This window comes from Microbacterium invictum, from assembly GCF_014197265.1.
Lineage (GTDB): Bacteria > Actinomycetota > Actinomycetes > Actinomycetales > Microbacteriaceae > Microbacterium > Microbacterium invictum.
Genome location: NZ_JACIFH010000001.1, coordinates 1,654,007 through 1,667,398 on the forward strand (window position 1 = coordinate 1,654,007; position 13,392 = coordinate 1,667,398).

Consider the following 13,392-nt stretch of genomic DNA (forward strand, 5'->3'; position numbering starts at 1 on the left):
GAGCTCGCAGAGGCGCCGCGCATCTCAGAGATCAGCGTGCAGCTGCCAGACCCTCTCGGCGGCACCGGCCCACGAGAACGCCCGGCCCCGGTCTCCGGAAAGCACAGCGAGACGCTCGACGGCCGCGGAGGATCCGAGCGCCTCCCCCATCGCCTCTGTCAATGCGTCGGGGTCGCGAGGATCGGCGAGCAGCCCGCCGTCCACCAGGACTTCACGATGCACGTCGCTGCCCGCGGCCACGACGGGAACGCCCGCACGCAGCGCCTCGAGCAGTCGCCAGGGGAAGTACGTCCGCGTCGACGGCGCCATGAACACGAGCGTTCCCCCCAGGACCGCGCCCAGATCCCACGCGTCGAGCGCGCCGCGCACGTGCAACCGGCTCTCAGAGATCCCGGCCTCCCCCGCCAGCGCCACGATCGCCGGCTCGCCCCCCTCGGGGGCGTCGACCACGACGACAGGCAGGTCGGAGCCCTGAGCGGCTATCGCCACGAAGGCGTCGGAGAGGCCGGTGGATGCCGCGACAGAGCCACTCAGCAGGATGCACCCCTCGGGGAGCCCGAGCTCTCGTCGACGGCCCACTTCGTCGGACGGGACGCGGAAGTCCTCGGGCGGGGCACCCGAGATGACCCGGATCCGGTCACCGAGGTGTGCGAGCGCCGCGATGCGCTCCGCGGCGGCATGGGTGGGCACGACCACCGCATCGGCGTGCTTGGCCGCCCGTTTCAGCATCGCCCGGTGCCAGGCCACTGTGGTCCGTGACAGCTCGTCCGGGTTCTCCCACGGATCCAGATCCCACACGGTGACCACAGTCTGATCGTGGTCGTGAACCCGGTCGTGCTTCATCAGCGGGGCCATCAGTGTCGGCGCGTGGATGAGTCCACCGGCGGCGCCCGAGGCGGCACCGAGCTGCCATGCAGCGGCCAGCTCACGCCGCGGCAGGCGGAGCTTCGTGATGTCGACGAGCCCCGGCACCTCTGCCTCGAGCAGCCCGGCGACATCGGGCCCGGCTGCCGGCACGATCGCCTCCACCGCGCAGCCCGAAGGCGCCGTGGACACGAGCGCCCGCCCGAGTTCGCGCGATGCGGCCGCCAGATCTGCGTCGACGGCGGCCACGACCTGGTCGAGCACGACGCGCAGAGTCACCGTCATGGCATGAGCCTAACCACGCTCAGCCCGCGGGGGTGGGCGTCGGCGTCGGCGGGTGCAGCGCGGCATCCACCATCTCGTGAATGGCGGCGAAATCGGCGTTGTCGGGGTCGATGTCGTTCTCAAGCGTGAGCTCGATCGTGGTGACCTCGTGCTCCTTGGCCTTGAGCGCGAGCTCGGCGAGGTACGAGATCATCGTGTCGGGAATGTCGGTGTTCACGACGTCGGCCCCGGCCTGGGCGATGTCCTGGAAGTTGGCGAGCACGTTGCCCGGCGTGAACTGCGCGAGGATCGCGGTCTGCAGCTCACGCTGCCGCTTCATGCGGTCCCAGTCGCTGGTCGTGTAGCGGGAGCGGGCGTACCACTGAGCGGTGTCGCCGTCCATCTGCTGCGTTCCCGCTTCGATCCAGCCGGTGATGCCCGACAGGCTGCCGTCCTCGTTCTCGTGCAGCGCACCGGTGGGCAGTCGCTCGTCGACAGTGATCTTCACGCCGCCGAGCGCGTCGATGAGGGCGGCGAATCCGTCCATGTCGATGAAGACGAAGTAGGGGATCTCGATGCCGAGCACGCCCTCGGCGGCGTCGCGCGTCGCCTCGATGCCCGGCGTGGAGCCGATGCTCGCAGCATCCGGATACAGCGCCTCACCGTCGCGGCAGAGGCCCACCTCGGTGTTGAGCTGGTTGATCTTGTTGTCCCAACCGCAGGTGGGGTGTGCGAGGCCCTGGTGACCCTCGGGGTACAGCTCCTGCATCGGGCCCTCGGAGAAGGGCACGTCGCGCATGTCGCGCGGGATGCCGGTGATCGTGATCTCACCCGATTCGGCGTTGACCGAGACGACCGAGATGCTGTCGAACAGCATGTGGTCGCGCCCCTTGGCGCTGTCGGCGCCCAGCAGCAGGAAGTTGTAGTAGCCGTCGGACGGCGGCACGGAAGGACCGGCGCCGAACACGGCGCTGATGGTCTCACGCGTGGTCGCGACATACTGCGAAGCGGCGACGGCGGTGCCGGCCGGGATGACCGTCAGCACCACGGCGAGCGCGGCCACGCCGATGCGAGCGGCAGGACGGGCCTTGACCAGACGGGTCAGCCGGATGGTGTCGATGCCGAGCACGACCCACAGCAGGGCATACGCCAGCAGAACGATCTGGGCAGCCACGAGGACGAACCAGTTGGTCGCGAGCGTGACCAGCACAGAGCGCCACAGCAGGCCGGTGACCACCGCGACGATCAGCAAGACCCACATGACGATCGTCGCGCCCAGGCCGAAGCGCCCGAGCTTGCGGTTGCCGGCGAGGATCTGCGCCGACCCCGGCAGGAGGAAGTTGCCGGCGACGAGCCACCACGCGCGGCGCGACATGATCGCCGGGTCGCTCGTGTCAGGGTGGCGCAGCGGCTTCGCGGTGAGGATGCCGGGGCGCGACGTGCTCGCTGCGGGGTGGGCGTCGCGCGTGATGCGCGGCGGGCTGGCGACGCTCACAGGGAGTCCTTGAGCCGACGGTTCTTCTCCTCGACCTGCGCCTCGAGCGTGCGGGCATAAGCCTCGATCGCGTCGCCGTAGCGGGCGTCGGCCGCTCCGAGGATCCGGGCGGCAAGCAGCCCGGCGTTCTTGGCGCCGTTGATCGATACCGTCGCCACGGGAACGCCGGCGGGCATCTGGACGATGCTGAGCAGCGAGTCGAGGCCATCGAGGGTGGCGAGCTGCACCGGAACGCCGATCACCGGCAGCGCAGTGACCGACGCGAGCATACCCGGGAGGTGGGCCGCTCCCCCCGCACCGGCGATGATGACCTGCAGTCCGCGGGCCCGTGCTTCGCGACCGTAGCGCAGCAGTTTGTCGGGTGTGCGATGGGCCGAGACGACCTCGACCTCATGCGGAATGTCGAGGTCGGTGAGCGCCTGAGACGCGTCGCTCATGACGCGCCAGTCGGAGTCGGACCCCATGACGACGCCCACCAGCGGGGTCTCGGACGAGTGCAGCGGGGGGTTCACTCGACCAGGCTAGGACGCCGACCTGCAAACTCCCCGCAACCACACGGCACGGATGAGCGTTCGACCGCCGCGATCAGGAGAAGTGGGCGGCGGCGGCGCGGGCCTCGTAGGCCACCGCGTCGAGGTCGTCACCCACCGCGTTCACGTGGCCCACCTTGCGGCCCGGGCGCGGAGACTTGCCGTAGGTGTGCACTTTGACCGCGGGGTGGTCGGCGAGCGCCGCGGGCAGACGGTCCTCGAGCGTGCCTTCGGCCGGTCCACCGAGGATGTTCACCATCACCGACCACGGCTGCCGGGCGTCGACGTCGCCCAACGGCAGATCGAGCACGGCGCGCAGATGCTGCTCGAACTGGCTCGTCACGGCTCCGTCCTGACTCCAGTGCCCGCTGTTGTGCGGGCGCATCGCCAGCTCGTTGACCAGCAGCCGCTCATCCAGCGTCTCGAACAGCTCGACGGCGAGCATCCCAGTGACTCCGAGCCCCTCGGCAATCCCGGTGCCGATCTGCGCGGCCACGGCGGTCAGCCGATCCGAGCGGTGCGGGGCCGGCGCGAGCACTTCGGCGCACACCCCGTCGCGCTGCACCGTCTCCACGACCGGGTACGCCACGAGCCCCCCGGAGGGACGCCGCGCCACCTGCTGTGCGAGCTCGCGCGAGAACGCCACGAGCTCCTCCACCAGCAGCTGCCCTCCCACGGGCAGATCACCGAGCCAGTCGGCCGCCGCTGCGGCATCCGACACCACCCGCACACCCTTGCCGTCGTAGCCGCCGCGCGGCGTCTTCACGACGGCGCGCCCACCGTGCGCGTCGAGGAACGACTGCAGACCGGCCTCATCCGAGAACGCGGCCCAGTCCGGCTGCGGTATGCCGAGCTCGTCCAGCCGGGCGCGCATGAGCAGCTTGTCCTGTGCGTACAGCAGCGCATCCGGTCCCGGGTGCACGGAGACACCGGCATCCACCAGCGCCCGCAGCACGTCCTGCGGGACGTGCTCATGGTCGAAGGTGACCACGTCGACGTCCTTCGCGAACGCGGCGACGGTGTCGAGGTCGCGGTAGTCACCCACCGCGGTGGCCGCCAGCTGCGCCGACATGCCGTCCTGCTCGGCGAGCACACTCACCTGCACGCCGAGCTCGACGGCCGGCGCGATCATCATCCGCGCAAGCTGCCCGCCGCCGACGATTCCGACCCGCAGTGACATGGTGCTCCCTTTCGTCCTCACCATCTTCCCGCACCGCGCGTCGACCTGCGCACGGTGGCTCATGCGATGGATGCCGGGAGGAACCTCAGCGGTCGTCGTCGACGATCGGGATGCTGTGCGAGTCGCGATGCGCGAGGATCTGGCTGACCTCGACCTGGTCGGCGAGCACTTCGTGCACGAGCCGCACCGATGGGATGTTCACCATGCGCAACGGCGCATCCACCCCGTTCGACAGGGTCAGCGTGCCGGCGCCGAACATCCGCTGCAGCGGCCCGCGCCGCTCGGCGATCGTGTACCCCCGTGCGTGCAGGATCTCTTTGCGGCGGCGCCCGATGAGCCCGCTCTGCTCCACGACCCGACGCGTCGTGATCGTATAGGTGTGGGCGAGCCAGCGCAGGAAGGGGATCACCACCAGCAGCAGGATCAGCACACCGGCCGCGGCCCACAGCATCCACTCCTCGAACGGCTCGGGAACATGACCGGTGAACAAGCCCACCGCCCCCGCGACCGCGACCAGGACGAGCGCCGACCAGGTCAGCCGGCGCGCGTGGGTGTGCAGCCGTGCGACGCGCAGCTCGGGGGTCGCGGCACCCGGAGCCGGCGCGAACGGCCTGCCGTGGTACGCGGTGGGCTGGGTCACAGTCCCATTGTGGCCGGGGTCCTCGGCGTCGGGGGCGGCGGCGCGCCGGGTCAGGGCTCAGCGCACGTGCACGACGTCGCCGGCGGCGACGAGCGTCTCCACGCCCCGTGTCGACACGACCAGGCGCCCGTCGGGGTCGAGGCGCTCTGCACGCCCCTCCAGCACGACGCCGTCGGGCAGATTCACGCGCACGTCGGAGCCGATCGTGGCGCACAGTCCCTCGATCCGGGCGTGCAGCGCCGCCGAGTCGCCGTCGGCGACGGCGAGGGCGGCGATGTCGTCGCGCAGGGCCGTCAGGTAGTCGGCGAGCAGCCGGTCTTCGTCGGCGGTGCGGCCGATCGCCGCGAAGGACGTCGCCGTGGGCACCGGAAGCTCCTCCGCGGTCATCGTCGTGTTGACGCCGACACCCACGACGACCGCCTGCGGGTCGCTGGGCATCACCTCGGCGAGGATGCCCGAAATCTTGAGCCCATCCGCCAGCACGTCGTTGGGCCACTTCAGCTGCACGTCGACGCCGGGCAGTTGCGCGGCCACGGCCCTGGTCATGGCCGCGCCGGCGACCAGCGGAATCCATCCGCGCGCCACGGTCGGGATCGCGCCGACCCGCAACAGCACCGAGACGGCCACCGCACTGCCCGGCGGGGTGTTCCAGCTGCGATCGAGCCTGCCGCGCCCCGCGCGCTGATCGCGGGTGACCAGCACCGACAGGTGGGGGTGACCGTCGGGGTCCTGGGCCGCGTCGCGCAGCAGCTTGGCATTGGTCGAGTCGACCGTCTCGATCACGTGCAGGCGCGGCGTGACCGCCGCCGCGCGTGGATATCCAGGAGCGGGGAGCGTCATGCACGCCACCCTACGCGTGTGATCGAGGCCCCGGCATCCCCCACCGCGGCACCTTTCCCGACCATTCGCGCAGTGAATCGCACAGTGGATGCCGGATTGCATTGTGCCTGTCCGCCAACTCATCCGCGCGGCTGCTCGCTAGGGTGGAACGCGTGACCGATCAGCCCGACATGTCCACGACCGCCGGCAAGATCGCCGACCTCCGCGCACGCTATGACGAAGCGGTCGTCGAGGCCGAGGCGGTCTCCCGCGAGAAGCAGCACGCGAAGGGCAAGCTGACCGCCCGCGAGCGCATCGAGATCCTCGTCGATCCCGGCTCGTTCGTCGAGCTCGACGAGTACGTCCGCCACCGCACCACCGCGTTCGGCATGGACCGCTCCCGTCCCTACGGCGATTCCGTCGTCACCGGTGTGGCGACCATCCACGGCCGCACCGTCGCCGTGTACGCGCAGGACTTCACCACGTTCGGCGGATCGCTGGGCGAGGTCGCCGGCGACAAGATCATCAAGGTCATGGAGTTCGCGCTGCGCGGCGGCATGCCGATCGTCGGCATCCTCGACTCGGGTGGCGCGCGCATCCAGGAGGGTGTCGTCGCGCTGGGCAAGTACGGCGAGATCTTCCGGCTGAACACCCAGGCGTCCGGGGTGATCCCGCAGATCTCGATCATCATGGGTCCAGCCGCCGGCGGCGCCGTGTACTCCCCCGCCCTCACCGACTTCGTGATCATGGTCGACAAGACCAGCCAGATGTTCGTCACCGGCCCCGATGTCATCAAGACGGTCACCGGCGAGGACGTCGGCATGGAGGAGCTCGGCGGCGCGTACACGCACAACACCCGCTCGGGCGTCGCTCACTACCTCGCCGAAGACGAGGACGACGCGCTCGATTACGTGCGCACGCTGCTCGGCTACTTGCCTGACAACAACCTGTCCGAGCTGCCCGGCTATGAGAACGAGTTCGAGTGGGAGACCACCGACAGCGACCGCATGCTGAACACGATCATCCCCGACTCGGCCAACCAGCCCTACGACATCCACCAGGTCATCTCGCACATCGTCGACGCGGGCGACTTCCTCGAGGTGCAGCCGCTGTTCGCCCCGAACATCGTCATCGGCTTCGGCCGCATCGAAGGCCGCAGCGTCGGCATCATCGCGAACCAGCCGTCGCAGATGGCCGGCACGCTCAACATCGAAGCCGGCGAGAAGGCGAGCCGCTTCGTCCGGTTCTGCGATGCCTTCTCGATCCCGATCGTCACGCTCGTCGACGTGCCCGGCTACCTCCCCGGCACCGACCAGGAATGGACCGGCGTGATCCGCCGCGGCGCAAAGCTGCTCTACGCCTACGCCGAGGCGACCGTGCCACTGGTCACCGTCATCCTGCGCAAGGCGTACGGCGGCGCCTACATCGTCATGGGATCCAAGCAGCTCGGCGCCGACATCAACCTCGCCTGGCCGACCGCCGAGATCGCGGTCATGGGCGGTCAGGGCGCGGTCAACATCCTCTACCGCGGCGAGATCAAGCGTGCCGAAGAAGCAGGCGAAGACGTCGCCGCCGTGCGGACGAAGCTCGCGAACGAATACACCTACAACGTCGCGTCGCCGTTCCTGGCGGCCGAACGCGGTGAGCTCGACGGCATCATCGAACCCGCCCAGACCCGTGTCTCGATCGCGAAGTCGCTGCGGGCGCTGCGGGGCAAGCGGGCCAGTCTGCCGGCGAAGAAGCACGGTAACATCCCGCTATGAGCCGGGACGACGCCCCAGCCGCGCCCTCCGAGGCGGGGCTGTCACTGCAGGTGCGCCGGGGAGACCCGACGCCCGAAGAGCTCGCCGCGGTCATGGCCGTGGTCACGGAGGCATACCAGGTCGAGGCGTCGACGGCGCTCGCAGACGACGAACCGGAGATATCGGCTTGGCAGGTCTCGGCCCGTGCCTTGCGCGAGCCGCTGCGCCGCGAACTCGGATGGCGTGGATGAGAGCTTTCTCATAGGATTCTCACGTTTGTCCCCCAAAGTACCTACAGACAGGGCCGCGCGGGGTACATCACAATTGAACTGCTGGAACGCTTCTGCGTTCGGCTGACTGTTCTCGCAGTCAGCCCGCGAGTCGGTTTTCGGGTAACCGCTCGCATGGCGAGGGGCGGGCGGCTTCGCCGCCCCTCGCCTTCCTCTTCTTTCGGACCGGTTTCGGCGACGGATGCCAGGCGACGTCCCCCACGACGATGGATGCCGGAGCGTTCAGCTCTCGGATGCGTCGTCGTCCCTGGCATCCGGTCGCCGGATCTCACGCCACAGATCGACCTGATCGTCAGCGCCCGGATCGTTCTTCGGTCGTGACCGGCCGACGACGGTGACCGCTATCTGCGGATGCGACGAGGTGCGGACGTAGATGCGCTCACTCGAGGCCTCCGCCAGCGCCTCGGCCAGTTCGGCACGCACTGCCGCCATGCCTTCGTCGTCGACGCCTTCCAGTCCGCCCTCGTCGAGCACCGTGACGGCCGCGCCGCGACGGCGCGCAGCCTCCAGCCGGGTGCTCACCGTGTCGTCCAGCAGGCGTCGGCCGCGGATGTCGTCGCGCAGCCGGCCTTCCGCCAGCCGCGCGCGCTCGCGTTCGTCATCGTCGAGGTCGCCGTCGCTCTCGACCGTCCGCACCAGCACCGGGCCGGCAACCGCCAGCGCCCGCTGCACCTGGGTGCGGCGCTCGCTGCGCCGCCCGTCCTGCGACGCCAGCCACTCCCCGGCCGCGCGCTGCAGTTCGGTGAGGTCTGCGGTGTCACGGGCGGCTCGTTCGACCAGCCGGCTGATGATCTGCGCAACGCCCACCCAGACGACCAGTCCGACCACCCCGAGCGCGAGCGCATCGCGCGGGCCGATCCACACCACCGCCTCGACCGCGGTGATGGTCGCGCCGATCCACGCCGTCCACGTGCGACGGCGCACCATGACGATCGTCATCAGGGCGCTGATGCCGCCCAGACTCCATGTCGCATACGCCTCGAGCCGCGCATCCGGTCCCGCGGCGAACCACGTCGCTGCCGGCACGATGGCCGCGTTGGCAACGGCCAGCACTGCCGCCCACCCCGGCAGCACCGAGCGACGCCCCAACTCGGCGGTGATCGCCGGAGACTCCTCCGTCTGCCGGGGGCCGACATTCCAGAAGATGCAGAGCCAGGTCGTCACCAGGAACAGCGCGAGCGTCGCGATCATGATCAGCGGGTAGTCGGGAGACACCGTCCACAGCAGACCGCCGACGGCAAGGTACGCGGTGAAGGCGACCGCGAGCCCTGACAGCATCGACCGCACGGAGATGTTCATCGCGGGTGCTCCCAGATGATCGTGACGGTCGTGCCGTCGGCGTCGCTGACGATCGCCGTGCGGCCGGCCACGGCCGCGACCCGCGCCACGATCGACGCGCGGATGCCGAGCCGGTCGACCGGCACCGCATCGCGGTCGAAGCCGTCGCCCGCGTCCGACACGGTGACCTCCAACCCCGCGTCATCGGCTTCAAGCCGGACGGCGAGTCCCACCCCTCCCGCGTGCTGCACGGCGTTCGCGATCGCCTGGGTGGCAGCCAGCGCCAGTGCCCGTGCCACTCGGCCCGGCACCGGCGGCGCCGTCTCGTCGACGTCGCAGTCGACGTCGAGGGCGACCCCGAACTCGGCGGCGGCCGTCGCGATCGCACGGGCGACCGACACGGGCGGGACCGGTTCATCGGGACCCTCCTCTGCATCGCGATCTGCGTTCGCCAGGCGGGTCAGCGCCTCGCGCGCCATCGATACCGCCAGCGCGCGCTCGCGCGGCGTCGAGGCCCGTTCCGCGGCGATCAGGGCCGCCAGCACGCTGTCGTGCATGAGCGCGGCCACGGCCACGCGCTCCTTCTCGGCGGCATCGGCGGCGGCGGCGGTCGCGTACGAGGCGACGGCGGTGGCCCGGGTCCGGTCGATGCCGACCGCGACCGATCGCAGCATCCATCCCAGCGTCAGCACGACACCCGCGAAGATCAGCGCGAACACGACGTCGAGGACGACGACGATCACGATCTGCGGGGGCGGGAACTCCAGCTGCCACAGTCGCACCACGCCGTAGAGCAGCGGCATGAGCAATGCGCACACCACCTGCAGCGGCATCCGGAACGCGATGACCGCCGCCGTCGTGGCGACGTTGATGAGGTACCAGATCCACGGTTCGGCATCCACGTCCGCCGGCAGCCCTGCGGTGGCAGCAGGCCACGCCAGCAGCACCAGCACGAACGCGCCGGCGAACACCGCGCTGGTCACCCGGGCGAACACCCCCACGAGGCACGCCACGATCATGATCGCGAGCGGAATGAACGCGATCAGGCACAGCACCAGGTGCCAGCCGGGGTGCTCCTGCACAGAGGACAGCGCGTTGATGAACGACTGCGTGCCCAAGATTGCGCTGGCGAACGCGACCGCGATCATCGCAATCCGCTCGACGCGCCGCTGGGTGAAGTTCTCCGCGCCGCCTGTCAGGTCGCCCAGGGCGCGGCGGACGGCGGGATCGCCGGGCAGGCCGACCGTGTCAGTGGCCACCGGGCCTCACCTCAGTCGCCGCCGGGGCCGTCGGCGGTGCCCTCGACGACGAGCCCGTCTTCCATCGCGCGGCGCAGCAGATCGACCTTGGTGGGCGCCGGACGCCCCACGTCGACGTACTTCACGCGGACGCGCGTGATGTTCTCCTTGGCCGTCGAGTAGGCGATGCCGAGCCGCTCCGCCACAGCCTTCAGCGGCAGCCCGGCCGCATACAGCCGCAGCACGTCGCGCTCACGTGCGGACAGTTGTGCATCGGCGAACGCGCGGTCGCCGTCGACGGCGCTGGCCCACTCCACGTTGTCGAGCGGCTCGCCCCGCGCCACGGTGCGGATAGCGTCGATGACCTCCTCGATGCGCGACGATTTGCTGATGACCCCGGCCGCGCCGGCCGACAGAGCCTCGCGCACGGCTGCGGGACGGTCGGCCACGCTGTGGATGATCACCGGCGACCCGTCGCGGACGAGCCGCGTGACGTTCTCGGTCACCGTCGTCCCATCGCCGAGGGTGAGATCGAGCACCACGACGTCGGCGGGCGGCGAGGCCGAGAACACACGCCAGTCGAGGTAGGCGCGCACGGTGCTGCCGGAGAACACGACCTGCTTGGTCGTCGTGCGGGCGCACGCGGCCTCCAGCCCGAGCCGCACGGACTCGTGGTCGTCGATCAGCGCCACCCTCGTCATGGCGATCAGCCTAGCGAGGCGGGCCTCAGCGTGAGAGCACGGTGACGGCTTCGACGTGGTGCGAGTGCGGGAACAGATCGACCGCGCGCACATTCTGCGCCGTGAACCCGTGGGTCCGGAAGATCGCGAGGTCGCGCGACAGTGCCACCGGGTCACATGCGACGTAGACCACTCGCGCCGGGTTCAGTTCGACGAGTCGCTCGACGACCTCGCGACCCGCCCCGGCGCGCGGCGGGTCGAGCACGACGACGCCGTTCTCGAGTCGTGCCCGTTGCGAGGGGGATGCCGTGGCGGCCAGCTGTGCCAGCCAGCGATCGACCCGGCCGGTCTCGGCACGGGCGCCCACCCAGTCGGCGAGGTTGGCGCCGGCGTGGTCGGTGGCGCGGGGGTCGGATTCGACGGTGGTGATCTTCGTGGCGGGTCCCCCGATGAATGCCACGGCGGCGGCGAGCAGGCCGACTCCGCCGTACAGGTCGAGATGCCAGGCGTCCGGGTCGACGGACTCGACCCCGTCGGTGACGAGGTCGGTGAGTGTCGTGGCGGCGAGGCGGTGCACCTGCCAGAAGCCGCCGGCACCCACGCGGAACTCCCGCCCGCCCACGACCTCAGTGAGCACTTCAGCCGCGGCCGGGTCGATCGCACGGGCACCGCCGCGGCGTGGGCCGCGCGCAGCGCCGCCGCGCGAGGATCGACCGCGCTCGGTGCCGTTGCGCGGCGAGCCCGCGCGCCGGTCTGCAGCGTGCTCGGGTGCCGAACGAAGGTGCCCGGCGCCGCGAGAATCCGGTCGGGCGACGATCCGCACGCGGCCGTCGGCCGGCTGGATGAAGTCGAGACCGCCCCCGTCGGCGCTGCGTGATTGCAGAGCCGCTGCGGCGATCGCCCCGGTGGCCAGCGGCAGATCGTCGACCTCGATGACCCGGTGACTGCGGGCGGCGTACGGGCCGATGCGGCCGGCGTCGTCGACGTGCAGGCTGACCCGGGTGCGCCAGCCGGTGCCGTCGGCAGTCTCGGTAGCGAGTTCGGCGCCGTCGGCGTCGCGCGCGGGATGGGCGCCCTCGATCGTGACGGGCAGGTCGAGGCCGCCGATGCGCTGCAGCGCGTCGCGCACCACGTGCAGCTTCAGCTCACGCTGATGATCGAGCGCGATGTGGCCGAAGTCGGCGCCGCCGGGCCGGTCTTCCGGCGCAGTGTCGATGTCGGCCTGCCGCCACACGTGCGGGCGGCGATGCGGCGACGCGGCGAGCACTTCGAGGGCCTCACCCCGCCAGAAGGACGACTTGCGGGTGTCGGTCAGTCGCGCGCGGACCCGCTCGCCCGGAATCGCGTCCGGCACGAACACGACCCGCCCCTCGTGGCGTGCGACGAAGACGCCGCCGTGCGCGACGTCGGTGACGTCCAGGTCTACGAGGTCTCCGGCATCCATTCTTCGACTCTTCCACACCCGTCCCCGCGCCGAGACGGCCACCCCCACGTCGAGACGGCCATCCTCACGCCCCACGTCGAGACGGCCATCCCCACGCCGAGACGGCCGGCCACCTCGGAGAACAAGTGGCCACCTCGGCGAACAAATGGCCACCTCGGCGAACAAGTGGCCACCTCGGCGAACAAGTGGCCACCTCGGCGCGCGGGCCTCATTGCCAGGCGCCACCTCGGCGAGGCGGCGGCCGGTGCCGGGTAGCGTGGGGGCATGCGCGTGTGCCTGGCATCCACTTCTCCCGCCCGCCTCATGCTGCTGCGCCAGGCCGGCATCGAGCCGCTCACGCGGGCACCGCAGGTCGACGAGGACGCCGTGATCGCCGCCATCGAGGCGCACGAGGGTCGCACGCTCAGCCCGCAGGAGCACGTCCTGCTGCTCGCGCGCCGCAAAGCGGCCGACGTGGCCGCGACCCTCTCCGCCGAAGAGCCGGACTTCGACGGGATCGTGATCGGCGGCGACTCGATGTTCGAGCTCGACGGAGAGATCCTCGGCAAGCCGTATGAGCCCGATGTGGCAACCGCACGGTGGCGCGCGATGCGCGGGAAGACGGGCCTCCTGCACTCGGGGCACAGCGTGTTCCGGCTCGCGCCCGGTGCCGAGCCGAACGAGGCCCACGCCGTCGCCGAGGCCTCGGTGACCTTCGCCGCGGACGTGACGGACGTCGAGATCGACGCGTACGTCGCCTCGGGTGAACCGCTGCAGGTGGCGGGCGCGTTCACAGTCGACAGCCTCGGCGGGGCGTTCATCGAGCGCGTCGAGGGCGACCCGTCCACGGTCGTGGGAATGTCGCTGTCGACGCTGCGGCGCCTGGCCGGCGAACTCGGAGTGGGGTGGACCGATCTCTGGACGCGCCCGCAGGGGTCGTAGACTCCCC

The 13,392-nt window shown here is 70.7% G+C and carries 13 protein-coding genes; 3 read left to right on the forward strand and 10 right to left on the reverse strand.

The window, feature by feature from the left end; all coding sequences use genetic code 11:
* Positions 1-24: 24 nt before the first annotated feature.
* The 6 genes from BKA10_RS07980 to BKA10_RS08005 form a co-directional block, all read right to left on the reverse strand.
* Complete coding sequence (locus tag BKA10_RS07980) at positions 25-1,149, reverse strand: glycosyltransferase (RefSeq protein ID WP_183499405.1); 1,125 nt, start codon at positions 1,147-1,149, stop codon at positions 25-27.
* 19 nt (positions 1,150-1,168) lie between these two features.
* Positions 1,169-2,623, reverse strand: coding sequence for an LCP family protein (locus BKA10_RS07985; protein WP_183499406.1), 1,455 nt, complete (start codon positions 2,621-2,623; stop codon positions 1,169-1,171).
* Positions 2,620-3,087, reverse strand: coding sequence for a 5-(carboxyamino)imidazole ribonucleotide mutase (gene purE / locus BKA10_RS07990; protein WP_183501111.1), 468 nt, complete (start codon positions 3,085-3,087; stop codon positions 2,620-2,622). The genes BKA10_RS07985 and purE overlap by 4 nt, the downstream gene beginning before the upstream one ends.
* Positions 3,088-3,208: 121 nt before the next feature.
* Positions 3,209-4,333: a 5-(carboxyamino)imidazole ribonucleotide synthase gene (locus BKA10_RS07995; protein WP_183499407.1), complete on the reverse strand. Its 1,125-nt coding sequence runs from the start codon at positions 4,331-4,333 to the stop codon at positions 3,209-3,211.
* Positions 4,334-4,418: 85 nt separating this feature from the next.
* Entirely contained in the window at positions 4,419-4,973 is a 555-nt protein-coding gene (locus BKA10_RS08000) for a PH domain-containing protein (protein WP_183499408.1), read from the reverse strand.
* Between the two features lie 57 nt (positions 4,974-5,030).
* Positions 5,031-5,813, reverse strand: a complete 783-nt coding sequence (locus BKA10_RS08005; RefSeq protein ID WP_183499409.1) for a biotin--[acetyl-CoA-carboxylase] ligase — start codon at positions 5,811-5,813, stop codon at positions 5,031-5,033.
* A 170-nt stretch (positions 5,814-5,983) separates the two neighbouring features.
* Between BKA10_RS08005 and BKA10_RS08010 the strand changes: the two genes are divergently transcribed.
* Both BKA10_RS08010 and BKA10_RS08015 read left to right on the forward strand, forming a co-directional pair.
* A complete protein-coding gene (locus BKA10_RS08010; protein WP_183501112.1) occupies positions 5,984-7,555 on the forward strand; it encodes an acyl-CoA carboxylase subunit beta in 1,572 nt (523 codons plus the stop codon).
* Positions 7,552-7,785, forward strand: a complete 234-nt coding sequence (locus tag BKA10_RS08015; protein WP_183499410.1) for an acyl-CoA carboxylase subunit epsilon — start codon at positions 7,552-7,554, stop codon at positions 7,783-7,785. The genes BKA10_RS08010 and BKA10_RS08015 overlap by 4 nt, the downstream gene beginning before the upstream one ends.
* A gap of 261 nt (positions 7,786-8,046) precedes the next feature.
* Here the strand turns inward: BKA10_RS08015 and BKA10_RS08020 are convergent, their stop codons facing one another.
* From BKA10_RS08020 to BKA10_RS08035, 4 genes are read right to left on the reverse strand one after another with little or no spacing between them, the layout of a single operon-like run.
* A complete protein-coding gene (locus BKA10_RS08020) occupies positions 8,047-9,123 on the reverse strand; it encodes a hypothetical protein (RefSeq protein WP_183499411.1) in 1,077 nt (358 codons plus the stop codon).
* Positions 9,120-10,361, reverse strand: a complete 1,242-nt coding sequence (locus BKA10_RS08025) for an ATP-binding protein (protein ID WP_183499412.1) — start codon at positions 10,359-10,361, stop codon at positions 9,120-9,122. The genes BKA10_RS08020 and BKA10_RS08025 overlap by 4 nt, the downstream gene beginning before the upstream one ends.
* An 11-nt stretch (positions 10,362-10,372) precedes the next feature.
* Entirely contained in the window at positions 10,373-11,041 is a 669-nt protein-coding gene (locus tag BKA10_RS08030; RefSeq protein WP_183499413.1) for a response regulator transcription factor, read from the reverse strand.
* Between the two features lie 25 nt (positions 11,042-11,066).
* Positions 11,067-12,464 carry a class I SAM-dependent RNA methyltransferase gene (locus BKA10_RS08035; RefSeq protein ID WP_183499414.1) on the reverse strand — a complete coding sequence of 466 codons (1,398 nt, stop codon included), beginning with the start codon at positions 12,462-12,464 and terminating at the stop codon, positions 11,067-11,069.
* 264 nt (positions 12,465-12,728) lie between these two features.
* Between BKA10_RS08035 and BKA10_RS08040 the strand changes: the two genes are divergently transcribed.
* Positions 12,729-13,385: a Maf family protein gene (locus BKA10_RS08040; protein ID WP_183499415.1), complete on the forward strand. Its 657-nt coding sequence runs from the start codon at positions 12,729-12,731 to the stop codon at positions 13,383-13,385.
* The last annotated feature ends 7 nt before the right edge of the window (positions 13,386-13,392 follow it).